This window comes from Chitinophaga jiangningensis, from assembly GCF_900142605.1.
Classification (GTDB): domain Bacteria; phylum Bacteroidota; class Bacteroidia; order Chitinophagales; family Chitinophagaceae; genus Chitinophaga; species Chitinophaga jiangningensis.
In genome coordinates this window covers 292,342-317,499 of the sequence record NZ_FRBL01000001.1, presented here as the reverse complement: position 1 = coordinate 317,499, position 25,158 = coordinate 292,342, and the positions used below count along the sequence as shown (strand labels likewise).

General features: G+C 47.4%; 17 protein-coding genes. 11 read left to right on the top strand and 6 right to left on the bottom strand.

What is annotated here, in order from left to right; genetic code table 11:
- Positions 1-67: 67 nt before the first annotated feature.
- The 4 genes from BUB18_RS01260 (at position 68) to cmk (ending at position 6,073) form a co-directional block, all read left to right on the top strand.
- Positions 68-1,828, top strand: coding sequence for a hypothetical protein (locus tag BUB18_RS01260; protein WP_073077232.1), 1,761 nt, complete (start codon positions 68-70; stop codon positions 1,826-1,828).
- A 77-nt stretch (positions 1,829-1,905) separates the two neighbouring features.
- A complete protein-coding gene (locus BUB18_RS01255) occupies positions 1,906-3,630 on the top strand; it encodes a hypothetical protein (RefSeq protein WP_073077230.1) in 1,725 nt (574 codons plus the stop codon).
- A 51-nt stretch (positions 3,631-3,681) separates the two neighbouring features.
- Complete coding sequence (locus tag BUB18_RS01250) at positions 3,682-5,274, top strand: T9SS type A sorting domain-containing protein (protein ID WP_143159787.1); 1,593 nt, start codon at positions 3,682-3,684, stop codon at positions 5,272-5,274.
- A gap of 109 nt (positions 5,275-5,383) precedes the next feature.
- Positions 5,384-6,073 carry a (d)CMP kinase gene (cmk, locus tag BUB18_RS01245; RefSeq protein WP_083549201.1) on the top strand — a complete coding sequence of 230 codons (690 nt, stop codon included), beginning with the start codon at positions 5,384-5,386 and terminating at the stop codon, positions 6,071-6,073.
- A gap of 633 nt (positions 6,074-6,706) precedes the next feature.
- On the opposite strand, the gene BUB18_RS01240 is transcribed toward cmk, so the two are convergent.
- Positions 6,707-7,582 (bottom strand): AraC family transcriptional regulator, encoded by an 876-nt coding sequence (locus tag BUB18_RS01240; protein ID WP_073077224.1) that lies wholly within the window; start codon positions 7,580-7,582, stop codon positions 6,707-6,709.
- Positions 7,583-7,928: 346 nt separating this feature from the next.
- Here BUB18_RS01240 and BUB18_RS01235 point away from each other — a divergent pair, with 346 nt between their 5' ends.
- From BUB18_RS01235 to BUB18_RS01220, 4 genes are all read left to right on the top strand, one after another.
- On the top strand, positions 7,929-11,051 hold the full coding sequence (locus BUB18_RS01235; protein ID WP_073077222.1) for a SusC/RagA family TonB-linked outer membrane protein: 3,123 nt from the start codon (positions 7,929-7,931) through the stop codon (positions 11,049-11,051).
- A gap of 21 nt (positions 11,052-11,072) precedes the next feature.
- Positions 11,073-12,587: a SusD/RagB family nutrient-binding outer membrane lipoprotein gene (locus tag BUB18_RS01230; RefSeq protein ID WP_178372061.1), complete on the top strand. Its 1,515-nt coding sequence runs from the start codon at positions 11,073-11,075 to the stop codon at positions 12,585-12,587.
- Positions 12,588-12,863: 276 nt separating this feature from the next.
- Positions 12,864-14,690 carry a sodium:solute symporter family protein gene (locus BUB18_RS01225; RefSeq protein ID WP_073077218.1) on the top strand — a complete coding sequence of 609 codons (1,827 nt, stop codon included), beginning with the start codon at positions 12,864-12,866 and terminating at the stop codon, positions 14,688-14,690.
- 11 nt (positions 14,691-14,701) lie between these two features.
- Entirely contained in the window at positions 14,702-15,871 is a 1,170-nt protein-coding gene (locus tag BUB18_RS01220) for a glycoside hydrolase family 130 protein (RefSeq protein WP_073077216.1), read from the top strand.
- On the opposite strand, the gene BUB18_RS29255 is transcribed toward BUB18_RS01220, so the two are convergent.
- Entirely contained in the window at positions 15,852-16,079 is a 228-nt protein-coding gene (locus BUB18_RS29255; protein WP_143159785.1) for a hypothetical protein, read from the bottom strand. The two genes, BUB18_RS01220 and BUB18_RS29255, sit on opposite strands and share 20 nt — an antisense overlap.
- Here BUB18_RS29255 and BUB18_RS01215 point away from each other — a divergent pair.
- Together BUB18_RS01215 and BUB18_RS01210 are read left to right on the top strand one after the other, a co-directional pair.
- Positions 16,073-18,025: a tetratricopeptide repeat protein gene (locus BUB18_RS01215; protein ID WP_073077215.1), complete on the top strand. Its 1,953-nt coding sequence runs from the start codon at positions 16,073-16,075 to the stop codon at positions 18,023-18,025. The two genes, BUB18_RS29255 and BUB18_RS01215, sit on opposite strands and share 7 nt — an antisense overlap.
- 20 nt (positions 18,026-18,045) lie before the next feature.
- The gene (locus tag BUB18_RS01210) at positions 18,046-18,810 is read left to right on the top strand and encodes a LytR/AlgR family response regulator transcription factor (protein ID WP_073077213.1); all 765 of its coding nucleotides are present in this window, start codon (positions 18,046-18,048) and stop codon (positions 18,808-18,810) included.
- A gap of 269 nt (positions 18,811-19,079) precedes the next feature.
- Here BUB18_RS01210 and BUB18_RS01205 read toward each other — a convergent pair whose 3' ends face one another.
- Positions 19,080-20,297, bottom strand: a complete 1,218-nt coding sequence (locus tag BUB18_RS01205) for a 4-hydroxy-3-methylbut-2-enyl diphosphate reductase (RefSeq protein WP_073077211.1) — start codon at positions 20,295-20,297, stop codon at positions 19,080-19,082.
- A gap of 130 nt (positions 20,298-20,427) precedes the next feature.
- Positions 20,428-21,303: a rhomboid family intramembrane serine protease gene (locus BUB18_RS01200; RefSeq protein WP_073077209.1), complete on the bottom strand. Its 876-nt coding sequence runs from the start codon at positions 21,301-21,303 to the stop codon at positions 20,428-20,430.
- Positions 21,304-21,663: 360 nt separating this feature from the next.
- On the opposite strand from BUB18_RS01200, the gene rpsA reads away from it, so the two are divergent.
- Entirely contained in the window at positions 21,664-23,547 is a 1,884-nt protein-coding gene (gene rpsA / locus BUB18_RS01195; protein WP_073077207.1) for a 30S ribosomal protein S1, read from the top strand.
- Between the two features lie 76 nt (positions 23,548-23,623).
- On the opposite strand, the gene BUB18_RS01190 is transcribed toward rpsA, so the two are convergent.
- Positions 23,624-24,388, bottom strand: a complete 765-nt coding sequence (locus BUB18_RS01190; RefSeq protein WP_073077205.1) for a cyclase family protein — start codon at positions 24,386-24,388, stop codon at positions 23,624-23,626.
- A 96-nt stretch (positions 24,389-24,484) separates the two neighbouring features.
- Complete coding sequence (hxpB, locus tag BUB18_RS01185) at positions 24,485-25,144, bottom strand: hexitol phosphatase HxpB (RefSeq protein WP_073077203.1); 660 nt, start codon at positions 25,142-25,144, stop codon at positions 24,485-24,487.
- Positions 25,145-25,158 lie beyond the last annotated feature (14 nt).

Genomic DNA, 25,158 nt, shown 5'->3' with positions numbered 1-25,158 from the left:
GCCGCACTACCTAAGGAAACTTGACAACTAATTCCCTTTATACTAATTAATTTTTATCCGTATATCTATGACTAAAACTCTACAAATCGCTGCTCGCGGTATACTGTTCGGAGGCCTCGCCTTGCTGGCATCTCAGGCAAACGCACAGTTGAAAATTGGTGCTAATCCTACCAAAATCAAGAAGTCAGCGATCCTCGAACTTGAATCAGACCGCCAGGGTTTACTTTTACCCCGCTTGGCTGATACTACCCAGATCAACCAGTTATTTGGCGGAGATGATACTGCCGGTGATCTTGAAGGTATGATGATATATCTGACCAAATCAGGCGCAGAAGGTCTATATGTTCGTCAGCATGGTGGCTGGCATAAACTGGCCCGTGGGGGACAATCCTGGGATATCTTGGGTAACGCCCTCAATAGCGCTCAGTCTCCATTCATTGGTTCCACTAACAATGTACCATTCGTATTGAGAGCCAATAATAAAACAGGTATCGTAATCGACGATGGTAAAGTAACTGTATCTAACGGTATTACCATCACTGGTTTGCTGGAAGATTTAACCGCTAACAGAGGTGTGTTCGTAAACCCTACTACTGGCGTAGCGTCCTATCGCGACTTCGGTACCGGTGCATTCGTAAAACAGTTCAGTATCAATGGTGATAATACACCAGATTTCAAACTTGAAACTGCGGATAATAAAAGCTATTACTTCACAGGTGGCCCTGCAGGTACACTGACGCTGACTGTAAGAAACCAGGATGGTACTGATAATACAGCCGCTGGTTTGCTCACCTATGCTGACTGGCAACGTATCCAGAACGCTGCTGCTGCAAAAGACCTGCTGACCGGTAACTTTAACAATGTTGCCAACAATCAGGGTTTATCGATCGACAGTGCTACGGCTGGCAAAAAATATGTAATTCTGCATGCTGCTGATGCAAATAACCCGGGTGGTGTATCTACAGTTGCACAGGAATTCAATGGTCCAAAAACTTTCCTGGATGAGCTGATTGCTAAGACCCTGTTCACAGCTAAATCAACTGCCAACTTCGAAGCGGATGTTAATGTTGCAGGTGCAACTGCATTGACAGGCAACCTGTCTGTGGGTGCTACCGGTACTGCTACCTTCAATGGTGCTGCTACCTTCGCTAACGATGTAACCATGAGCGGTGTAAATACCAACACCAACACCACAGCAACGGATTTCGAAATCCTGTTACTGGGTGCAAACAGCATTGTGGAAAAGAAAACATTGCCTGCTTCTGCGTTTACTCCGTTCACATTTGCAACCGCCCACACCGGTACTGATCTGAATGTTACCACTGGTACTGACCAGAAAGTTACTATCGCAGTTCCTTATGCTAGTCAGGATGTGGTAGCTGGTTTGGTAAATAATCAAACACAGAGCTTCGTTGGTAATAAAGCCTTCTCTGATAACATTAGAGTAGCTAAAAGAGTACTCATTGGAGATACGCTTCAAGTGAATCCATCCTCCACTTTACAGGTAAACGGCTCATTTGCACTACCTATTACTACTGTAACCGGTACTTATACTGCAACCGTTAATGATTACACTATCATAGTAAAACCAGGTAGTGATGCGAACGTAATTCTGCCTGCTGCAAGTCAGGTGAAGGGTCGCATTTATGTGGTTAAAAGAGCTGGTGTAAGCTCAGATGGTACAGTCAATCAATTGGCTGTAGCCGTGAAAACCTCTGGTACTGACAAAATTGAAGACGGTGGTACACAAGTCGATTTCAATGTGCCTTGGACTACCATGACCTTCCAGTCTGATGGTGTGGATACCTGGTATATCATCAAGAATTAATCCTACTGATACACCCGACGGTCATGCCGTACAGGCATGACCGTTACCCCATTATTCCAATTTTAAAAGAAAGTTGTATGAAGCTGAATAGAATGCTGAAAATGTGCGTCGTTGGTGTGATCTTGGCATGCAGTGGCAGCTTGTCTGCCCAGCAACTGAAATTGGGAGTTGCCCCTACAGTGATTAACCCTGCTGCACTGCTGGAATTAAACAGCGATCAACATGGACTCCTGCTCAACAGAGTCCCGCTCAGCGCACTATCCGGTTCCGGAAAATTAGCCAATGCCCCCGATGGCATGATCGTATATGTAACAGATGCCGCCGAACGTTCCCTGTATGTCAAAAAAAATAACTCCTGGCAAAAAGTAATTGACCTGGCCAATCTCCCGGCTACCTCCTTCAAAGGCCGCACCGGTAACATCGTACCACAGGCCGGCGACTACGATGGCTTTTACGTACCCAATGCCCGCAACCTCACGTTCAACACCCTTGCCAATGGCGTGTTGACTATCTCCGCACCCTTTACCCAGGACCTCTCCGCTGACCGCACCTGGAGTATTAATGCGAATAATACCAGTCCATTGTGGAATGCTAATTCCCTAAACAGTATTGCTATTGATAACACCACTCCCGCAAATGGAGATGTGTTAACAATGGTTGCCGGCAAATGGAAAGCAACACCTCCTGCCTCCGGCTCATTTATTATTGCCAACCCAGCTACTCCGCAAACTGCCTCTTTTAATATTACCGGAAGTGGCATCATCGCAGGTAGTGCCTCCATCGGAGGAGCGGCATCCGTTGGTGGCGCCATTTCTGCAAACAGCGTAACCACCACGGCAAATATAATTGCCGGAACTAAAATAAATACACCCCGCCTCGGCGTGGGGATCGCCACAACCGATCCTAATAACGTGGTAGAAATTTCAACCGGCGGCGCCATCGTAAACGGTGTTTCCGGCTTACGCCTTACCGGCCTGGGCACGGCAGCTACAACTGCGTCCAACGGAAAGTTATTGTCAGTAAATTCGAACGGTGATGTAATTGTAACTAATAATCCCAATACTACCGGATGGAATATGACAGGTAATAGCGACGCTACTGCAACCAGTTTCCTGGGTACTACTACCGATATACCGATGGTCGTAAAATATAATGGCAAAGAGCTGTTCAGAGGAACTAAGGGAGTGGGAGCGGCATACGAAAATTCAGTAATAACCTTATTTAACGGTGCAACCCCGTATAATGCACACCCATTCATTATCCGAGCAAATGGCAACGATGTAATGGCGTTTCAGGATGCAGGCGGAAATATGAAATTTCACTGGAACTTATTAGGGAATGGTCTCAATTTCGTAGAGTCAGGGGAGAAAGACTATCGGATCATGATTAAGTCGGGAGGTTTTGGTGTTGGTATTGACACATCCGGCCCTAATTCTACTTTTCACGTAAATGGTTCTTTTTCCACGAGAATCAGAAACTTCACTAACGCGGGAACTATTGCGGTAAATGATACAATGCACACCATATTTGTACGTACTACCGGAGTAATAGTTAATCTTCCGGACGCTGTCGCCAGCAATGCCGGAAGAGAATATAGGATAAAAATGACTGTTACAGGTACGTTCCAAATCAGAACAGTAAGTGGTCAACGTTTCGATGCCTCACCCACAAACGGACAAACAATTATAACCATCCAAAATGGAAATTCCAACGGCAATGGTGGAAGCACAAGAACTGTTGGTGCATTTTGTACAGTCGTTTCTGATGGAACACGATGGTATTTCATGAATAGCATTGAATAATAATTATATAAAAACCATAACCATTCAATCTTTATTTTGACCAATTTTTTCATGAGAATATCTATACTCATACTGTTTTTATTATCATGCCTCCACCTGCGTTCCTCCGCACAGGACGGACTATACATCCCTGAAGGGGGGATAGTCTGGCTGTACAACAACACACAGGTAGGCATCTTTAACAGCGTGATTAACAATGGTGTTCTCGGTTCTAATCCCGGTAGTACTTTCTATATCCTCGGCAAGCGGTGGACCAACGGTACCAACGCCAAACTGCCCGATGAAAGCGCCGACGGAGTTTCCGGTGTGGGTGGAAACTTTCTCTTTTCTTCCTTGAATCCTGTCCTCGGTGATGTAGGACAACAAACTATTTTCGGGAACTATAACATCGCCGCCAAACAAGGCACCAGCTTCCCTAACATGGAAGTAAACAACGGAAAAGGTATTATCCTCGATGACCTCAGCGACCTAAAGATCCGCGGTACATTGCATTTTACCAGCGGTAAAATATATCTCAACGGATGGAACCTGATGGTAGGGGAAAAAACACCTGGTGTTATCAGCGGTTATACCGACTCCCGCTACATCGTTACCGGCAATACCTTCGCTGGTGGATACCTGTACCGCAGTGCCATTACCAGCACCCCCAACAGGGTGGTGTTTCCGGTTGGGTCAGCCGATAACGCCTATTCGCCCGCAGCAATACTGCTCGACGGTGGCGCCAAAGATAACTTTGGTATCCGCGTGTTCGACAGCGTGTATACCGTAGCAATAGGGGGCAGTACTTACCGCGACAGCTTCGTCAACAAAACATGGAATATCGTTCGTACAGATAACTCTGGTGGTAAAGCCACGGTGATACTCCAACATATGGATGCCAGCGAAATGCCCGCCTATATCGGCGCGCGGGATAGCAGCTTCATCACCCGCTTCGGTGTTACCGGTTGGGATAAACTCACCGTTACACCGTTCAAACCTGCAGCAGGTAACATTAGTACCACCACCATGCTGCAACCGGCCACCATGCATATGCGTGAGTTTACCGACCTGGGTAATACTACCTATTTTGCGAAAACTATCCTGAACGTTAAAATCGCCCCGGCTGTATTCCTTGTGTTTGAGGCAGCTCGTGTGAGCCCTACGCTCGCGCAGCTCGACTGGACCACCTCCCGGGAGGTCAACAACCTGCAGTTTGAAGTGGAACGCCGCTACGAAAAAGATGAGGCATTCACCACCATCGGCGTAGTGCCTACCAAAGCAGTGAACGGTACCAGCGCCAACCCGCTGTCTTATACGTTCAACGATCCTAATGATTACGATGGCAACACTTACTACCGCATAAAAGCAACCGCGAAAGATGGTACAGTGACCTACTCGGAAATCAAAATGGTGCCGCCGGTATTCTCTATACAGGTTTATCCGAACCCGAACAGAGGAAACTTCCATGTGAAGATCCGTGGCCTGAACAGTGACATGCTGCTGAAACTCTACGATACATGGGGTCAGAGCCTGCGCGAATACAAAGTCCGCAAAGATGCTGATATCCAGATTACTCACATGCCTGCCGGTACTTACTTCCTGGTATTGTACAACCAGCAAACCGAGCAGAAAGTGCAGACTATCAAAGTAGTAGTATTACCATAAGTATTTGCTTTTCTCATAGAATTGCGCCAATTTTGTAGGGTCCTTTTGAAAAAAAGGACCCTTTTTTTGGCCCGCTCACCGGGCTACCGCAATAAAAAATCTAACGACTTTGAGAAAAATAATCATCACGATAGACGGCTACTCTTCTTGTGGCAAAAGCACTGTTGCTAAACAACTGGCCAGGAAACTGGATTATGTGTATATCGACAGCGGGGCTATGTATCGTGCTATCACACTTTATTTTCTGCAAAATCGTATTGACTGGACTTCCACTCCGGCAGTAGTGGAAGCACTGAAAAATATTCACCTCGAATTTGTTCCCAACACACATACCGGCACCGCCGATATGTTCCTCAACGATGAGAATGTGGAACACCTGATCCGTGAAATGCTGGTAGCGGAAAAGGTAAGTGAAGTGGCCGCCGTTAAAGAAGTACGTGAGTTTGCCGTAGCCCAGCAGGTAAAAATGGGCGTCCGCAAAGGTATTGTCATGGATGGTCGCGATATCGGTACCGTAGTATTCCCTCATGCAGAACTTAAGATCTTCATGACCGCAGATATCACCATCCGGGTACAACGCCGCTTTAAAGAACTGTACGCAAAAAATCCCAATATCACCATCGATGAGGTAAAACAAAACCTCGAATTACGCGATTACATCGATGCCAACCGTGAAATAAGTCCGCTCCGTAAAGCAGAAGATGCTATTATCCTGGATAACAGTCACTTAACCATGGAAGACCAGCTGGCACTGGTAATGCAGTGGGTGGAAGACGCGATTATGGCGCATTCCTCATAAAATATTATTTTATATTATTAAAACTCTTTTATACATTTGCGGGTATTACTTCCAATAGAAGTAGTTATCCCGATAATTTTCCTGATCCTGAAGAATTTCCTACCCCCAAACCTTATCCATCCTGAAAAGCACTGCGCGTTTTTGGTCGTTGTGTAGTTTAATTAATTTATTGACTTGTATCGCATTATATATTCATCTCACTGTAGCGTATCCATTACCGTTTGATGAAACAAACTTAATGTGGAATGATGTGCCTTGATGCACATCAGTTCCATATTTTCAGTAGGTGTATTCGGTTAATAGGAAGAAGGGGCGAATTCTTTCGCCCTTTCGCTTTTTATACCTGCTTCGGAGGGACCTTCGGTCCCGGTATCTGCAGCGTATTTTTTTCTCGCAAAGCAGCAAAGCAGGTAAGCAGCTAAGCAGCTAAGCAGCTAAGGCCTGCATTTTGTTCCAATAAGTTTTTAAATGATTGAGGAGAGACCTTCGGTCTCTCCTCAATCATTTACTCGCCCGCTGAAGGCGGGCGAGTAAATGATTATTATCAATATTACCAACAAAACATAATCCTTAGCTGCTTACCTGCTTTGCTGCGTGCAAAAAAGATCGCTCTCCTGGCGCCGAAGGCGCAAATCATATAAACGTCCGCGTACCCGCAAAATTCTTACGGAATTCCGACGGCGTATTCCCCTTTTTCTTCTTGAATATCCTGTTGAAATTAGAGAGATTCATAAACCCACACTGATAACAGATTTCAGAAACCGAATGCGTAGTGTCTATCAGCATCCGCGAAGCATGCCCAATCCGGATCTCATTTAAACTATCAATAAAGGTTTTGCCCGTACGCTTTTTAATAAAGCGACTCAGCGACACCGGCGTCATATTTACATGCTTGGCCAGTTCGTGCAAACCAATGTCCTTGTCGAAATGCTGCTGCATATATTCAAACGCTTTTTCAATGCGGCGACTGTTATAATTATTCAGCGATTCGGCGGGTGCACTGCTCAATACCCGCATGTTACGGGAAATACTTAGGTCGTGCAGGATCGATAACAGTTCCAGCACCGAATCAAAACCGGTCTTGTAAGGCAATGCGAGCAACCGTGGTTTAAGCGACTGTATCGTCTCCCTGGAAAAAGAAATACCCTTGCTGGCATTTTCAAACAAAGAACGAATGAAGCTTAGCTGATTCCTTCTCAAAAATTTCGCATCCAGTAGCTGCGCATGAAACTGTACCGTTACCTCCGTGATTTTTTTGGACTTACAGTGATGGTCCATCCATACATGCTCTACACTCGGGCCCACCAATACCAGCTCCATATCGTCGATCTCCTCCACATGATCCCCCACAATTCTCTTGGCACCAGCTGCATTAATGATAAAGTTTAATTCATACTCCTCATGATAATGCAGCGGGAAATTGAATGTCGATTTTTCACGAATAAAAATCATGAAACAATCATGCTCCGTTAAAGGAGTAATTTCTTTATATGCCTGGGTCTTGCGCATAAAATGTATACTATAATGGTATAAATATAGTATTAATTGGTGTTAAAAGTATTATAGTGTTAAGTAATATTTATCATGATCTTACAGGCCTTACTATTATTGATTACAGGCTATTTTAATATTATTAGGGAGATGTTGGTGCTGCAGTTAATTGTTTGTTTTGTAAAAGATGGGATAAAAAAGTATCGGTGTTGAGTTGTATTATAGGATACTTTTGGTTTTATGTTCTGATGCAGTATCCAACGTTATGAAGCCAACCGGAATGCAAGCTGCAGGAGCAATATTATTCAACACAAAATCAGATCAACACCAACAAAAAATTATCAATTCCATTAAACATCGCTCTATGCATTTACAGCACACTATCCCTTCAGTTTTCAGGAAATGGCGGCTGGCAGCGTTAACGCTCGTCCTCCTTATTTCCTTCTCCGGCGCCGCCTGGGCGCAAAAGGTGCAGCTAAGCGGCACAGTGACCAATGAGAAGAACGAACCGCTTCCCGGTGTAACCGTTACCGTTAAAGGTACCGTCACCGGTGTATTGACCAACGGTGATGGTAAATTCAACATCAGCGCAGCCCCCACAGCTACGCTCGTGTTTTCTATGATGGGATACGAATCCCGCCAGGTACCGGTTGGCAACCAAACCACTCTACAGGTTAAACTACAGGACCAGCTGACCCAGCTCAGCGACGTAGTAGTAACCGCAATGGGTATCAAAAAAGAAAATAAAGTATTAGGCTACGCCATCACACAAGTGAAAGGAGAATCCTTTACCAAAGCCCGTGAAGCAAACGTAATGTGGGGCCTGCAAGGTAAAGTAGCCGGTGTAAACGTAACCAAACCGGTAACGGGTGCCTCCGGCTCCAGCCGCGTAGTGATGCGTGGTGGCGACTTCGGCGCCAGCCAGCCGTTATACGTCATTGATGGTATCCCCATGGTTTCCGGTAACAAAGGCAGCATCGATAATATGTATGGTGGTAAAGATGCGGGCGACGGTATCGGCAGCATCAACCCGGATGATATCGAATCCATGGAAGTACTCAAAGGTAATACCGCCGCCGCCCTCTATGGCGCCAGAGCCTCCAACGGTGTGATCGTTATCACCACCAAAAAAGGAACCGCCCGCAAAGGCATCGGCGTGGAACTCAACAGTACCTACAGCATCGAAAATCCTATCGACTACACCGCAAAAGATTACCAGTACGAATATGGTATCGGTACAGGTGGTAAAAAACCTACCACTGCCGCTGAAGCCCTCGCAGCAGGTCGCTCCAGCTGGGGCGCCAAACTGGATGGCAGCAACGTGATCCAGGGCGACGGCGTGGAAAGACCTTACTCCGCACGTAAAAACAACGTGAAAAATTTCTACGACGGTGGCAATACTTTCACTAACACGGTAGCACTCCTCGGTGGTAACGAAAACGTGAACTTCCGCTTCTCCTTCGGCGATATGAACAACCACGATATCATGCCTAACGCCGGCATCAGAAGAAATAACTTCACACTCAATACCAACGCCAAATTAGGTAAGAACCTTACCGCTACCATCAACGCACAGTATATCCGCGAAAAAGCGGAGAACAGACCATGGCTCAACGATTACACCATGAACGCCGCCGTGGCCGCCTACCTCATGCCTACCAACTATGATATACGCGACTGGAGTAACCCTCGTAAAGCCAATCGTGCAGAAAACCTCTGGACTACCAACAACTACTGGGCAAACCCCTACTTCATGGCTTACGAAACGCCTAACTGGGATAAAACCAATCGCTTTATAGGTTCTGCGGACATCAAATATGACTTCGACAGCCACTTCTATGCACGCTTACTCACTGGTACGGATTTCTCCAACACTTTAGGCCAGTTCCTCTGGTCCGACGGTATCGGCTTCTATCCTAAAGGCCAGATCGGCATGTCCAACGCTTACCGCTCTGAGTTCAATGCGCAGATGATGGCCGGTTATAACAATACCTTCAAAAACTGGTCTGTAAACACTTTCGTTGGTGGTAACACCATGAAACGCAGCAGCAACAACACCTCTTCCAGTGGTGATATTTTCATCGTGCCCGGCTTTTACTCCATTGGTAATACCACTAACAAATCCGGCGGCTATAACCTCACTGAATCCCAGATCAACTCTGTATTTGGCTCTGCTGAATTCGGATTCCGTAACTACCTCTACTTAACACTGACCGGAAGAAACGATTGGTTCTCCACACTGGACCCCAACAACAACAATATCTTCTATCCTTCAGTAGGCGCCAGCTTCGTGATCTCCGATGCCTGGAAAATGCCTGAGTGGATCAGCTTCGCCAAAGTAAGAGGCTCCTGGGCACAAACCGGTAGCGATCAGGATATCTCAGCTTACCAGCTTAACCTGACTTATTCGCTACCTAACTCACTCAATGGTGTTCCATTAGGTGGTATAGGTACCTCTACTGTACCTAACGCTAATCTGCATCCACAGCTTACTACCACCTACGAAGCTGGTCTGGAAGCCCGCTTCCTCAACGGCCGCGCTGGTATCGACCTCGCCGTTTACAGCCGCCAGGTAACAGACGCCATCCTGAACTCACCGATTTCCATCAGCTCCGGTTTTACCAGCACCTACATGAACGCTGCTAAAATCGGTAACACCGGTATTGAATTGTTATTAACGGGTACGCCTGTACGTAGTAATGATTTCAAATGGCAAACCAGCTACAACTTCGCCTACAACAAAAGTGAAGTGAAAGCACTCATCAATGGTCAGTCATCCATGGTAATCGCACAAAACCGCTCCGGCCTCTGGGGCGATGGTGGCGTACCATCCTACGTTTACGCAGAAGTAGGTCAGCCTTACGGTGTACTGTACGGTTCTACCTACACCCGCGATGCACAGGGCCGCATTGTGTACGATGATAAAGGCCTACCCGTACCCGGAAAAATTGCCCGCCTGGGTAACGGTATCCAGCCAATAGTAATGGGCTTTAATAATACGTTTACTTACAGGCAATGGTCGCTCGACTTCCTGATCGACGGTAAATTCGGTGGTAAAATGTTCTCCGGTACTACCAACCTCGCCTGGTACCAGGGCCTCGCCAAAGAAACCCTCCCTGGCCGCGAAGGCGGTATCATTGGTGAAGGTGTAACGGCTGACGGTAAACCTAACACCGTGAAAGTAGCAGCGGAAGATTACTACAAGTTCGTAGCCAACAACATCGCTGAACAGTTCGTGTACAGTTCTTCTTTCGTGAAACTGCGCCAGATCGTGCTGGGCTATTCCCTGCCACAGCGCTGGATCAAAGGTTCTGCCTTCCAGGCAGTAAACCTCTCGTTCGTAGCAAGAAACCTCTTCACCATTTACCAGGATGTGCCGCTAGTAGATCCTGAATCCGGTTATACCACCGGTGGCGGACAGGGCTTTGAAATGCTGGGAATGCCGGCGGTAAGAAGCTTCGGCTTTAACCTGGGTGTTAAATTCTAATTACTGTTAATGAGAAATGTTATGAAAAGAAAATACCTCGTATATATAGGCGCTTCCCTGACGTTGCTGGCTGCCAGCTGCACCAAAGACCTGGAAGATCTGAACAAGAATCCGAACAATCCTACCAGTGTACCACCGCTTACCATGCTCAGTAACGCAGAAGTAGCCACTGCTACACTCGGCAGGGGAACTATCCGCCGTACTAACCTGGCTTTCGACATGATGGCCATGCAGCAACTGGCATCTACTGAAACCCTTGATGGGGGCGAAGGGGATAAATACCTGAAAAATGATAATGCCGGTAATTTATTCGAAGACTCCTATGGGCTGGTGATTAACAACATGGTACAGCTGATGGAGTTTGTAAAGAATGATCCTGCACAGGTGAATCTCCTCAGTGCTACCAGGATATGGAAAGTACTGGTGTTTCAGCGCCTCACAGATGCCTATGGGGATGTACCCTACTTCGACGCCGGTAAAGGTTATGTAAGCGGCAACTTCGCACCCGATTACAACAGGCAGTCGGAAATTTATGCGGACATGCTGAAGGAACTTAGTGAAGCTGTTGCTGCTTTTGATGCTGCTAAAAATCCACTTGGCACCGCTGATGTTGTGTACAATGGCGATCTCTCCAAATGGAAAAAACTCGCTTACTCCCTGATGCTGAAACTGGCACTCCGTATGGAAAAACAGGATGTAGCAAAAGCGAAGGAATGGGCAGGTAAAGCACTGGCAGGCGGCGTGATGTCGCTGCCGGAAGACGTATGCGCCATCAAACATTCCGCCGAAAGAAATGCGGTGGCTAACCCGATCACCTATACGTTTAACAGTTATGACCTGGCAAACGAAAAAATTAAAATCAGTAAATATTTCCTGGATTACCTCACCAACACAGGCGATCCAAGGCGTCGCGTATTTGTAAGTACAGTAAGTGGAGATACTACACTCGCCAGTCAGAAAGGCTTGCCTAACGGGCTGGATGCAAACAGTTTCAAAGCTGCTTACCCAACAGTTCCGCTGAAAGATTTCTCCACACTGAATACCAAAACAATCCTGCAGCTCACTGCGCCAACCTTCCTGCTTACTCCTGCGGAAGTACAGCTGATGCAGGCTGAACTCATTGTAAAGGGCTGGACCACCGGCGATGCTGCTGCTATGTATGCAGCTGCTGTTACCAGTTCCATGAAACAGCAGGCAATGTATGGGGATAATGGGCTCATCAGCGCTGCACAGATTCAGGACTATCTCACCGCCAATCCTTTCCCTGCTACGGCTGCCGATCAGCTGAAAGCGCTGGGTAATCAATACTGGGTGGCTACCTTCCTGAATGGTTGGGAGTCGCACGCCAACTGGCGCCGTACCGGTTACCCTGCCCTTACACCGGTTAATTATCCGGGAAATATCACCAACGGGCAGATTCCCCGCAGGCTTACCTACATGCTCTCTGAGCAGGTAAATAACCCGAAAGGCATTCAGTCATCCATTACCAACCAGGGTAAGGATGAGTATATGACACGTGTTTGGTGGGATAAATAATTACCTGGCTTCTATCAATCGCCTGCGGCGATTGATAGAAGCTTGATTACCGGGACCGAAGGTCCCGGTAATCAAGCAAACGAAAAACAGGTCTTAGCTGCTTACCTGCTTATGCTGCTTTGCGAGCAAAAAAAGTTCGCTCTCCTGGCGCCGAAGGCGCCTCAAGCTAAGTATTAGTTGGCAAAAAATACAAATCAAAATCCTTTGCATCTTATGCAAACTTACGCCGCTTTGCGAGCAAAGCCGCGTAACTTGTGAAGATCAAAAACCAAAACAATGTTACAACTGATCGATTGGGTAATCATCGGCGTTTACCTGGGAATTATTGTTCTGATAGGACTACTGTTAAGAAGGAAAGCGAAGCAAAACAAAACAGCGTATATGCTGGGGGGCAAATCGCTCCCGTGGTACATGCTCGGCCTGTCCAACGCAGCCGATATGTTTGATATATCAGGTACCATGTGGCTGGTAACGCTCACCTTCGTATATGGCATGAAAAGCATCTGGATTCCCTGGCTATGGCCGATCTTCAACCAGGTGTTTATGATGGTGTTTGTGAGTGCATGGCTAAGGCGCTCTAATGTCAGCACGGGTGCTGAATGGATCATTACCCGTTTTGGCAATGGCCGCGATGCCGCTTTATCACATACCATTACCGTGGTGTTTGCACTGATCAGCTGCCTGGGCTTTATGGCTTACGGGTTTGTGGGTTTGGGTAAGTTTATGGAGATATTCATTCCCTGGCAAAACATTGCGCCTTACGTTCCTTTCACGGTTCAGCCGGAGTACGTGCCGCATCTGTACGGCGTTGCGTTTGCGCTCTTCGCAGTCTTTTACAGTATTCTCGGTGGTATGAGCAGTATTGTTTGGGCAGATGCAGTACAATACGTAATCCGTACAGCCGCGGCCGTTATCATTGCTGTCATTGCCATGCGTGCGCTGGCAGTGCACACTCTCAACGTACCGGAAGGTTGGTTCAATCCCTTCTTCGGCTGGAAGCTGGACCTGGATTGGGGCCGCATCATTCCGGAAGTAAATGAAAAAATTAACAGCGACGGCTATACGATGTTCGGCGCCTTCTTTATGATGATGGTGTTCAAAGGATTGCTGGTGAGTTTAGCCGGGCCTGCACCTAACTACGATATGCAGAAAATTCTGAGTACGCGTAGTCCGCAGGAAGCTGCAAAAATGAGTGGCTTTGTATCTATTGTGCTCATGCCGGTGAGATACCTGATGATCATTGGTTTTGCGGTGCTGGGACTCATCTACTACAAACAACTGAATCTTAAAACCGGTGATCATATTGATTTTGAGAAGATATTACCTGCCGCCATCAGCAGCTTTGCACCGGTAGGCGTGATGGGATTGCTGGTAGCCGGTATGCTGGCATCCTTCATCGGAACATTTGCCGGTACGCTCAACGCAGCGCAGGCCTACATCTTAAATGACGTGTATCTCAAATACATCAATCCAAAGGCAAGCAATCGCAAAATCAGCAGCGTTAACTACCTCTCCGGTATATTGGTAGTAGTCATCAGTATCATCATCGGCGTGTTCGCAAAAGATGTGAACAGCGTGCTGCAATGGCTGGTGTCGGGCCTCTGGGGTGGCTATGTAGCTGCCAATGTGCTGAAATGGTATTGGTGGCGGTTCAACGGTTACGGCTTCTTCTGGGGAATGCTGTCCGGTATTGCGGCTGCCCTGATATGTCCTTATATCTTCACCGGACTGGACTTGTATTATTTCCCGGTAATCCTGATCATATCCCTTGCTGGTTGCATCATTGGTACGCTGGCTACCCCGCCTGCCGACCCCAAAGTACTGGAACAGTTTTATTATAACGTACGCCCATGGGGTTTCTGGAAACCAGTGCTCCGCCGTATGCAGCAGGAAAATCCTGCCCTGCAGCCTAACCGGAATTTTGGCCGGGATATGTTCAACGTCGTTACCGGTATAGTAGCACAGCTATGCCTCATGGCCCTGCCTATGTACCTGGTACTGCAACAACAGGTGCCTATGTACATCTCCGCAGCAATCCTGGTGGTGATGCTGGTGTTGCTTAAAAAATTCTGGTGGAATTCCCTCGAAAAAAATGAAGTGTAAATAAAATGAGAATGCGAGAAGAAATATTCAGTCAACGGCTTAACGAACTGCAGCACGAGCAGTCAGCGCTTATACAATTAGTAAACGAACCTATACTGCCAGGCAACGGCATCTTCGAACGGTACCGCTATCCGGTACTAACGGCAGCGCATACACCGCTGCACTGGCGTTACGACCTCCACCCGGGCCGCAACCCATACCTGATGGAGCGTTTCGGCATCAATGCCACCTTCAATGCAGGGGCCATCAAATGGAACAACAAATACCTGATGATGGTGCGTGTGGAAGGTGCCGACCGTAAATCTTTCTTCGCCATCGCAGAGAGTAAGGATGGTATCCAACAATGGGAGTTCCGTCCGGCACCGGTGCGTATACCCGAAACCGATAGTCCGGATGTGAACGTATACGACGTACGCCTTACCGCCCATGAAGACGGCTATATCTACGGATTGTTTTGCACGGAGCGTAAAGACCCTAAGGCGGCTCCCGGCGATATGTCGTCCGCCATTGCGCAGTGCGGCATTATTCGTACCAGTGACATGGAGCAGTGGGAACGCCTGCCGGACCTGATCACCAGCTCGCCGCAGCAAAGGAACGTGGTGCTGCATCCGGAGTTTGTGAATGGTCAGTATGCCCTTTATACCCGCCCCCAGGATAACTTTATTGAAGCCGGTTCCGGAGGTGGTATCGCCATCGGCTATACGAAAGATATGACACAGGCGGTGGTGACAACCGAAACCGTTATTGATCCGCGGCACTACCACACGGTGAGTGAGCTGAAAAACGGCCAGGGTCCTGCCCCAATAAAAACTACAGAAGGCTGGCTGCACCTGGCGCACGGTGTACGTAACACCGCCGCCGGGTTCCGCTATGTATTATATATGTTCCTCACCGACCTGCACGACATCACCAAAGTTACCCACAAACCCGCCGGGTACTTTATGGCGCCTGAAGGCCTGGAAAGAGTAGGAGATGTTTCCAACGTGCTGTTCTCCAACGGCTGGATCGCCGATGAAGACGGTCGCGTATTAATATATTATGCTTCCTCTGATACCCGCATGCACGTAGCTGTGTCGTCCATCGACCGGCTGCTGGATTATGTGAAAAACACCGCCCCGGATCAGTTCAGGTCCGCCGCCAGTGTTGACACAGTGATGGCCATTATTGAGGCGAACCGGTAATCAGGTTTCGGGGAGATGTATGTCCGCCGGGCCGGCATCTCCCTAAATTAATACCGATACCTGTTGCTTTCTTTCCCTTTTCTTTGATCGCCTGAGGGTTGGGCGAAAGCCCCTGCTCCCAGGCGATTCTTTCATCACCGACGGTGATGGAAGAATCGCCTCCACCTAAAACAAAACCACTTTTTTGGTAACTTGCTGCTGATGTCAATCAAATCAGTATGTAGCTACCTGCTCCTCTTTCTGGTAGGAGCCATGCCCCGTGTGTTTGCACAGGACTCCGTTACCACATTCCGACTGCTGGACTCCGTTCGCCAGCTGCGGCCGGATACGTCCACCGTAAGGGTCATGCTGGATCAGGGCCGCAACACTGCCCGTTATTTCGATGCTACCAAAACTGAAAATGCCTTTATCCTCAGCGCCATCGCGCTGAGTCAGCAGCTCAAATACCCCAGGGGGCTTGCCCTCGCCTATAATGAACTAGGTACCAGTAAAAGAAATAAATCCCAGTACATCCTTGCGGAAGACTATCACGAAAGGGCGGTGAAATACGCCCGGGAGGCCAAAGACTCCCTGCTGCTGTGCCAGTCGCTCAATAACGCCGGTGTGGATTGTCGCCGCCAGGATAAGCTGCAAAAGGCTTTCGATTTCCACTTTGCCGCCTTGCAGATCGCAGAAGACATTAAGAATGTGAAGAACATTTGCGTGGCCACCAACAGTATCGGCAACATCCAGCTGACCGAAAAGAAGTACGACGAAGCGATTGAACGCTTCCAGCATGCCCTGAAGCTGGAAGAAGAAAGTAACAACCCGCTGGGCATGGCCATCAACCTGGGCAACCTGGGATATTCCTACCAGGGGCAGGGGAAGCTGGACCTGGCGATTCAGTACTATAAAAGTTCCCTGGCCATCAATGAAAAGCTGAAGAATGTAACAGGAATGGTGATCTGTTACAACTGCCTGGGGTCCGCCTACCAGGAAAAAAAGGAATATGCGCTGGCCATGGAATACCTGCAAAAGGCGCTAAGAGCTAATGACCAGGTGGATGATAAGGTGCATATTGCCGAAAGTTATATGAACATAGGCAAGCTGCTGAGCGTGCAGGGTAAGCACGAAGAAGCTTATCATTTCTTTCAGCAGGCGATAGGGTTGAGCGCCTATTTGGGCTTTAAATCCATTCTGATGGATACCTATAAGGCCATGGCGGAGGATTACAAAAGCAGCGGCGACTTCCGCAAATCCCTGGAAGCCACGCAGCAATCGTTGTTGTATAAGGATAGTATACTGGATGAGAAGTCGGCCATGGCACTTAACCAGATGCAAACGATTTATGATGTGGACCTGAAAGACAATCAGATCCGCAACCTCGAGCACGACAAAATCATGGCACAGATGCGTACCAAACGCAATGTACTGCTGATCTTTTCACTGATCGCCTTTCTGGTGATGATGGCCGTGGGCGGCTTCTTTTATATTCGCCACCGCAATCTGGAAGAGAACAAGCAAACCTTGCAGTTGGAGCTGAAGTCGCTCCGGTCGCAAATGAATCCACACTTCATCTTCAATTCCTTAAGTTCCATTCATCGTTATATATGGAGTAATAATCAGGAAGAAGCCAGTGACTATCTGACCAAGTTCTCGAAACTGATGAGGTTGATCCTGGATAACACCCAGCATACCTTTGTTCCCCTCAATAAGGAGCTGGAATCCCTGCAGTTATACCTGGACCTTGAATCATTGAGATGTAATGGTATCTTTGATTACCACATCGTGGTGGCTGATGATATTAATGATGATGAAGTGCTGATCCCCCCGATGATATTGCAGCCTTATGTGGAAAATGCCATCTGGCACGGCTTGGTGCATAAGCTGGCCGAAAAGGGGCTACTGGAAATCAGGATCAGGCTGAGCGGGCGTAGCCTGATATGTACTATAGAAGATAATGGTATTGGCCGCAAAAAGGCCATGGAGATAAAGGAGCGGAAAGGCAAAACACATAATTCCGTGGGAATGAAAGTGACTCAGGGGCGTATTGATCTGATCCGTAAGATCAATAATAAAGATGCCAGCGTAGAGATTACCGACCTGGTAAATGCTGCCGGTGAGCCAACAGGTACCCGTGTCACCATTATATTACCTGCAGAATTCATTTTCTGAACCACCTAAAACCTACATAAATGAGTGAGATAAAAGCCATTATCGTAGATGATGAGCAACACTGTATTGAGGCGCTGCAAACGATGTTACTAAAAAAGTGCCCCGGTGTAAATGTTATAGGCGCCGCTCAAAGTGTAAAAGAAGCCCGTGAGATTATTGATGAATTGCAGCCCGACCTGGTTTTTCTGGATGTGGAGATGCCGCACCAGAACGGTTTTGAACTGTTGCGCCAGTACGAGCGTATAACCTTTGACGTTATTTTTACCACTGCCTACGAGCAGTATGCCCTGAAGGCGATTAAGTTCAATGCCCTGGATTACCTGCTGAAACCCTTTAGTGTAAAGGAGCTTCAGGATGCGTTGGACAAGTTTCGCGAAAAGCAGCTCCATAAAAGCAAGGACCCTGCCTCTTCTCCGCTCGAAGTGTTTTTGCAGAATATGAAAACGTTACAGCAAACACATAAGAAAATAGCCCTGCCTACTATTAACGGATTGGTGTTTATGCCCGTACAGAATATAGTAAGATGTGAGTCCACCGGTAACTACACCAAGATTTTCTTTACCGACAAAAAGAACCTGATGGTATCCCGCCCGCTAAAGGAGTTTGAGGAACTGCTGACGGACGTGGACTTTTTCCGTGTGCATAACTCCCATCTTATCAACCTGCAGCAAATGCAATCTTATATCCAGGGAGAAGGTGGTTTCGCATTGATGAGTGATGGTACGCAAGTGGAAGTGTCAAGAAGACGCAAAGCTGAATTCCTGAAAAAGGCAATGCAGTTCTAGGCTTAGAACCTAAGTATCAATCTAAAATGCGAATTCCAGATTTATACGTTTTTATACCACTTATAGTAAAATTGCTACCGGATAATAATTGGCTGTTGTAAGAGTTTTAGCAAAAGTTTAGCTTTGTATTACGATTTCAATATAACTCTTATATAAAGATTTTATTCTCTGCATTACTAGCGTGATTAGCCCCAAAGAAAAAAGGCACCGGAAGGTGTCTTTTTTGTTTTATATACTTACCAATAAGTTCTCTACAGATAATATTTATTTTATATAACTATCTCGTCTGCCAGGTGTTCCAGTTGGTAGAAGGAGAGCAGCCGACGTATTACGCCTTCTACTAATGCATCAGGGCAGGAAGCGCCGCTTGTTAGTAAAATAGTGACCTGGTCTTTAGCCGGTAAAAAGGTATTGCTGTGTAATTCCTGTTTATGGTGGAAATCGTAGTGGTGGATAGAGCTGGCTGATTCCAGTTGTGCCGGGTCGGACACGAAGTAGGTAGGCAGCTTTTCTTCACAGAGTTCCACGAGGTGGGAGGTATTGGAGCTGTTGTAGCCGCCAACCACCACGGCCAGGTCGGCAGGTTCCTGGAGCATGCCGGTAACGGCGGTCTGGTTGTCGTTGGTGGCGTAGCAGAGAGTATCGCGGGTATCGGCAAAGCGTTCTCCGATGGTTTCCTCAGTGAGGCCGTATTTTTCCACCATTACGTTTTTGATATAGTCAGCGATAGCCTGTGTTTCGGTGGCCAGCATGGTGGTTTGGTTCACTACACCCACCCGTTGCAGGTCGCGTTCCACGTCGAAGCCGTTGGAAAACTGGCCGGCGAAGGTTTCGGCAAATGCGGCAGCCGGGCGCTTACCGGTGATAAACTCACCCAGCACGATGGCTTCTTTCATATCCTTCACTACGAGGGTAGCGGTATTGGACTGGCTATGACTAAAGGTAGCCCTGGTTTCTTCGTGTTTAGGCTTACCGTGTACAATGACGGTGTAATTTTTTTCACCGATTTGTTCGGCTTTATTCCATACCCTTTCTACAAAGGGGCAGGTAGTATTGTATTTGAGCGGTTCGATACCCAGGCTTTCGAGGTGTTTTTCGATTTCCAGGGTGGTGCCGAAGGCGGGAACGATCACGATATCATCCGGCTGGAGTTCTTCCCAGGGCACGAGTTGTTTGCCGCTGGTATCCATCAGGAAACGCACGCCTCTGCTGAGCAGGTCGTTGTTAACATGTGGATTGTGAATCATTTCGCTGAGGAGGAATATACGTTTGTCCGGGTTTTCGTCCACGGTTCTGAAGGCGATTTCTATGGCATTTTCCACACCGTAGCAAAAGCCAAAGTGGCGGGCCAGGAGGATCTTAAGCGGGCCGAAATCCAGCACGGTAGGGGTAAAATCTTTCTTCATGCGGTCCTGCTGCTTACGTTTATTTTTAATAGCCGTAATCAGCGGGCTGCGATATATCACCGGAACGTTAAATGTTTTCATGAGTATTGTTGAGCCAATAATTGTTGGCAAAGTTAATCAAATGATTGGAGAAGCCCCGTGTTGGCAACGGATAGCTTATCAGCGTATTGGTATTTCCGGATAATATTCCCCGATATTGGCAACAGCAACCTTATTTTTCCTTGCTCATTTTTTCCAGCCAGGCTTTTTCTTCTGCGCTCAGGCTGTTGTAACCTTTTTCATTGATTTTATCCAGCAGTTGGTCCAGTCGGCTTTGAGGATTTTCATCCGCTTTTTTCACCACTTTCAGCGGTGATTTTTTAGGTTTGAATTTCTTCACGGCTGGTTTTACGCTGCTGCGCTGGGCAGGGGAGAAGAGCCAGATAAGTGGCCGGGCCAGGTCGGTGCCGTTTTGCAGCAGTTTAATATAGGCGAAACCGAGGGCAGCGCCGCCGAGGTGCGACATCACACCGCCAAAGTTACCGTCGAACATGGTGATGACCCCGATGATTACCAGTGCGAGTGCCAGCCATTTCAGTTTGATGGCGCCAATGAACATCAGGCCGATTTCGTAATTGGGCACCTGGGTGGCCGCTGCTACCAGCAGGCACATCACGGAGGCGGAAGCACCGATCATAAGGGCGTCCGGGGCAGGTACAAAAAGATAGTAGGAGCCCATATAAATGAGCCCGCCGGCGATTCCTCCCAGCAGATACACGGGCAATACCCGCTGATTCCCTAACATCTCCCTGAAAATATTACCAAACCAGAAGAGGTTCAGCATGTTGAAAAGAATATGCAGAATACCCACATGCGCAAACATATAGGTCAATAACCCCCAGGGCTTGGTAATAAATACCGATGGGCTTGCATGCAGGGCTACCTGATTGTATACCAGTGTATAAATTCCGGTGTTGGAGATAATATCTACCAGGCGTAAAATGTTCAATGCCAGGAATACGATAATATTCCAGAATAACAGATGGTTAACTGTGTTCCCTTGCCTAAGCCAATAGCGAATATCCGATTGAAAAGAGGTCCCGTTCATATCTACAAATTAATATAAAAATCCGGGAATTTTGGTTGCACTGCAATAAAAATGCCGCGGCAGTAAAAGACAAATATTTTGTTCTGTTCTTATTCGAATTAAAACAAATATCTGTTACGATAGTTCTTACCGGATCGCACTTTTTTTCCCCTCGGACTATTGCTTCATCTGGCGGATAGAAGCGGCGTAGCCCCTACGCGCTACCGGTTTTGTCCCGTGCTTCAGGTGCCGGGGAAAAACGGCCGGCCACCCGGTTTGATAATCTTCTGTTAATACACGGAAAACCGGCCGAAATTCCGTATTTTTGCAGTCCCAATTAAAAAGGGGGCCCGGGTATTCCGGGTCAAAACACAAATTTTTATGAGCGAAAACAACATTCCTAACGAACAAAACGCTGAACAACAGGCTACTCCGGTAGAAACAGCGGTAAAAAATGCACCTGTTGCTACTGCTCACGACGATTTCGACTGGAGCGTAGACAAACGTAACGTTTCTTCTTACAGCAAAGCTGAAAAAGAAAAGTACGATGCAACTTACGATAGCACTTTCAAGGTGTTTGAAGAAAACAGCCTCCTGAACGGTACTGTAGTAGGTCTGACTAACACAGATGTAGTGATCAACATCGGTTTCAAATCCGACGGTCTGATCTCCCTGAACGAATTCCGTGATCTGCCAGGTCTGAAAATCGGTGACGATGTAGAAGTACTGGTGGTAGAAAAAGAAGACCGCGATGGTAACCTGCACCTGAGCCGTAAACAGGCTCGTCAAAAACGTGCATGGGAAAAAATCGTGGAAGTTTACAAAACTGGCGAGGTGGTTACTGGTACTGTTACCAGCAAAACCAAAGGCGGCTTGATCGTAGACGTTTATGGTATGGAAACCTTCCTGCCAGGTTCTCAGATCGATGTGAAACCAGTTACCGATTACGACCAGTTCGTTGGTAAAACTATGGAGTTCAAAGTGGTGAAAGTAAACGAAACCATCCGCAACGCCGTAGTTTCTCACAAAGCGCTGATCGAAAGCGATATCGAACAACAGAGAGTGGATATCATCAGCAAACTGGAGAAAGGCCAGGTGCTGGAAGGTACCATCAAAAATATCACCGACTTCGGTGCATTCATCGACCTGGGTGGTCTCGACGGTCTGCTGTATATCACCGATATCAGCTGGGGTCGTATCTCTCACCCATCCGAAGTGCTCCAGATGGATCAGAAAATCAACGTTGTTGTGCTTGACTTCGATGACGAAAAACGTCGCATAAGCCTGGGCTACAAACAACTGACTCCTCATCCATGGGATACTTTACCAGCTACCATCACTGAAGGTGCTAAAGTAAAAGGTAAAGTAGTAAACATCGAAGATTACGGTGCATTCCTGGAAATCATGCCAGGTGTTGAAGGTCTGGTTCACGTATCTGAAATCTCATGGGCTTCTACTCCAATCAACGCTAAGGAATTCTTCAAATTAGGCGAAGAATACGAAGCAGTGGTGGTAACCCTGAGCAAAGAAGAGCGTAAAATGTCTCTGTCTATCAAACAACTGACAGAAGATCCTTGGGCTACTATCGAAACTAAATTCCCTGTTGACAGCCGTCACAAAGGTATCGTGAAAAACATCACTCCTTATGGCGTATTCGTTGAACTGGAAACTGGTATCGGTGGTATGATCCACATCTCCGACCTCTCCTGGATCAAACGTTTCAACCACCCATCTGAGTACACTAAAGTTGGTAACGAAATCGACGTAGTGATCCTGGGTATTGATAAAGAAAACCGCAAGCTGAGCCTCGGTCACAAACAGATCGAAGAAGATCCTTGGAACACCTTCGAAACTATCTTCCCGATCAACTCCGTACACGAAGGTACCGTTGTGAAGAAAGACGAAAAAGGTGCTACCGTTCAGCTGCAGTACGGTCTGGAAGCTTACGCTCCTGCCCGTCACCTGAGAACTGAAGATGATAAACCAATCAACGTTGAAGACGTGAAAGAATTCATGATCATCGAATTCGATCGCTCCGAAAAACGTATCCTGGTTTCTCATACCCGCGTTTGGGAAAAAGCTCAGGCTGAAGAGAAACAAGCTGTCGTGAAAGAAAAACGCGAAGAAGCTGACAAAACTCGTAAAGCTGTGAAAAACATCCAGGGTAAAGTAGAAAAAGCTACTTTAGGTGATCTGGGTGCTCTCGCAGAACTGCGCGAAAAACTGAAACAGTCTGAAGGTGGTGAAGAGAAATCTGCACAGTAAGATCGTTTCTTAGCATAATTGAAAAAGCCCGTTCTGTTTACAGAACGGGCTTTTTTGTTGGCAGGATCTTAACGCGCTACTCAAATATCGCTACTACCCGTGCCGGCGCCGCGCTCGCTCCCTTAATCTTCAAAGGAAACACACTCACCTTAAACCCTGAAGGCGGCAACGCCCCCAGGTTTACCAACTGCTCCATATGGCAATACTCTTTCTGCTGCCCTACCAGGTGTGCCTGCCAGAAATAGTCGTTTTTTCCGAGTTTTTTGGCATTTTCGGCCATATATTTTAATGGGAGATCAAAGCCCCACTGATCAATACCCATCACTTTCACACCCTGGTCAATCAGCCAGTGTGTGGCCTCCGCGCTCATACCGGTGCCCCGCATCGGATAGTCCTTAGTACCGATGTACTGATCCCGGCCCGTATGAATCAACACAATTGTGCCTGGCTTAATTTCCACACCGGTACGGGCAATATCCGCCTGTATATCTGCCAGGGTGATCTCTTCAAAATCGGCCTTGTGAGTCATATTAATCACTACCCCATCTCCATAACACCACTCTAATGGTATTTCGTCAATGGTTTTGGCAGGCTTGCCATCCACAGTGGGAGAGTAGTGCCACGGGGCGTCAATGTGAGTGGCCGCATGTACACCCATGCCAAGGATCTTATCATCTGCCCAGCCCTCAAATCCGCGTGGGAAGAGCTTTGCCGGCAAGCCGATAAAAAAACGAATCAGTCCTTTGCTTTTGCGGTGGGGCTTATGCCTGATTTTTATGCGCATAAACCAGGGGTCTTGCTTGTTATAAGCAATCGTTTTGGAGAGGTCTACGATTTTCATAAGAATGAATGTTCTTTTTTCCGGTTCGGGTGATGGCGGCCGCCATCACCCGAACCTTTTCCCACTGTTGCCGAAGGAAACAGTGGGAAAAGGTTATTAATGCTGTATCGCCAGCAGCTTAGCATCATTAAACTCCAACAACGAATCCAGCTTCAGATTCGCCAGCGCATACCGCGCATCCTGCCTGTTATGCGCCTCCGGCACCACCACCGTAATCATGCGGGCTGCCTTGGCGGCCGTCATGCCGGTAACACTGTCTTCAAATGCTATACATTCCAGTGGACTGCTCCCCAGCGCTTTAGCACAGGCCAGGTACACCGCCGGGTGCGGCTTGCCGTAATCCTCAAATTCGGCAGAGGCCACCGCCTGAAAATAGTCGCGAATGCCCAAATGTTCGATCACCGCATCAATCAGCTTTTTAGGGGACGAAGAGGCCAGCCCTATCTTAAATTTCCTCTCTTTAAAGAAATCCAATATATAATGTAAACCCTCCATGGATCTGCCTTGCGCAATGATCATGTTTATTACCGTAGCGATAATCTCATCCGTTACCTGCTCTTCGCTCTTTCCACTCCAGTTAAAATGGCGGTGCCAGTAGTTTACCACCTCCTTCGTACGTAAGCCGGTGGTCTTATGCCACAGGTCAGGAGTCAGTGTTACCCCTACTGTATTAAATACCTCCTGCATCGCCAGCCCCCATAAAGGTTCTGAATCCACCAGCAGGCCATCCATATCAAATATTACTGTATTAATCATAATTCCGATTTGCG

Coding starts and splice junctions, on each gene's coding strand:
- BUB18_RS01260 (WP_073077232.1), top strand. CDS start 68: ATGACTAAAACTCTACAAATCGCTGCTCGCGGTATACTGTTCGGAGGC.
- BUB18_RS01255 (WP_073077230.1), top strand. CDS start 1,906: ATGAAGCTGAATAGAATGCTGAAAATGTGCGTCGTTGGTGTGATCTTG.
- BUB18_RS01250 (WP_143159787.1), top strand. CDS start 3,682: ATGAGAATATCTATACTCATACTGTTTTTATTATCATGCCTCCACCTG.
- BUB18_RS01240 (WP_073077224.1), bottom strand. CDS start 7,582: ATGCGCAAGACCCAGGCATATAAAGAAATTACTCCTTTAACGGAGCAT.
- BUB18_RS01235 (WP_073077222.1), top strand. CDS start 7,929: ATGCATTTACAGCACACTATCCCTTCAGTTTTCAGGAAATGGCGGCTG.
- BUB18_RS01230 (WP_178372061.1), top strand. CDS start 11,073: ATGAAAAGAAAATACCTCGTATATATAGGCGCTTCCCTGACGTTGCTG.
- BUB18_RS01225 (WP_073077218.1), top strand. CDS start 12,864: ATGTTACAACTGATCGATTGGGTAATCATCGGCGTTTACCTGGGAATT.
- BUB18_RS01220 (WP_073077216.1), top strand. CDS start 14,702: ATGCGAGAAGAAATATTCAGTCAACGGCTTAACGAACTGCAGCACGAG.
- BUB18_RS01215 (WP_073077215.1), top strand. CDS start 16,073: ATGTCAATCAAATCAGTATGTAGCTACCTGCTCCTCTTTCTGGTAGGA.
- BUB18_RS01210 (WP_073077213.1), top strand. CDS start 18,046: ATGAGTGAGATAAAAGCCATTATCGTAGATGATGAGCAACACTGTATT.
- BUB18_RS01205 (WP_073077211.1), bottom strand. CDS start 20,297: ATGAAAACATTTAACGTTCCGGTGATATATCGCAGCCCGCTGATTACG.
- BUB18_RS01200 (WP_073077209.1), bottom strand. CDS start 21,303: ATGAACGGGACCTCTTTTCAATCGGATATTCGCTATTGGCTTAGGCAA.
- rpsA (WP_073077207.1), top strand. CDS start 21,664: ATGAGCGAAAACAACATTCCTAACGAACAAAACGCTGAACAACAGGCT.
- BUB18_RS01190 (WP_073077205.1), bottom strand. CDS start 24,388: ATGAAAATCGTAGACCTCTCCAAAACGATTGCTTATAACAAGCAAGAC.
- hxpB (WP_073077203.1), bottom strand. CDS start 25,144: ATGATTAATACAGTAATATTTGATATGGATGGCCTGCTGGTGGATTCA.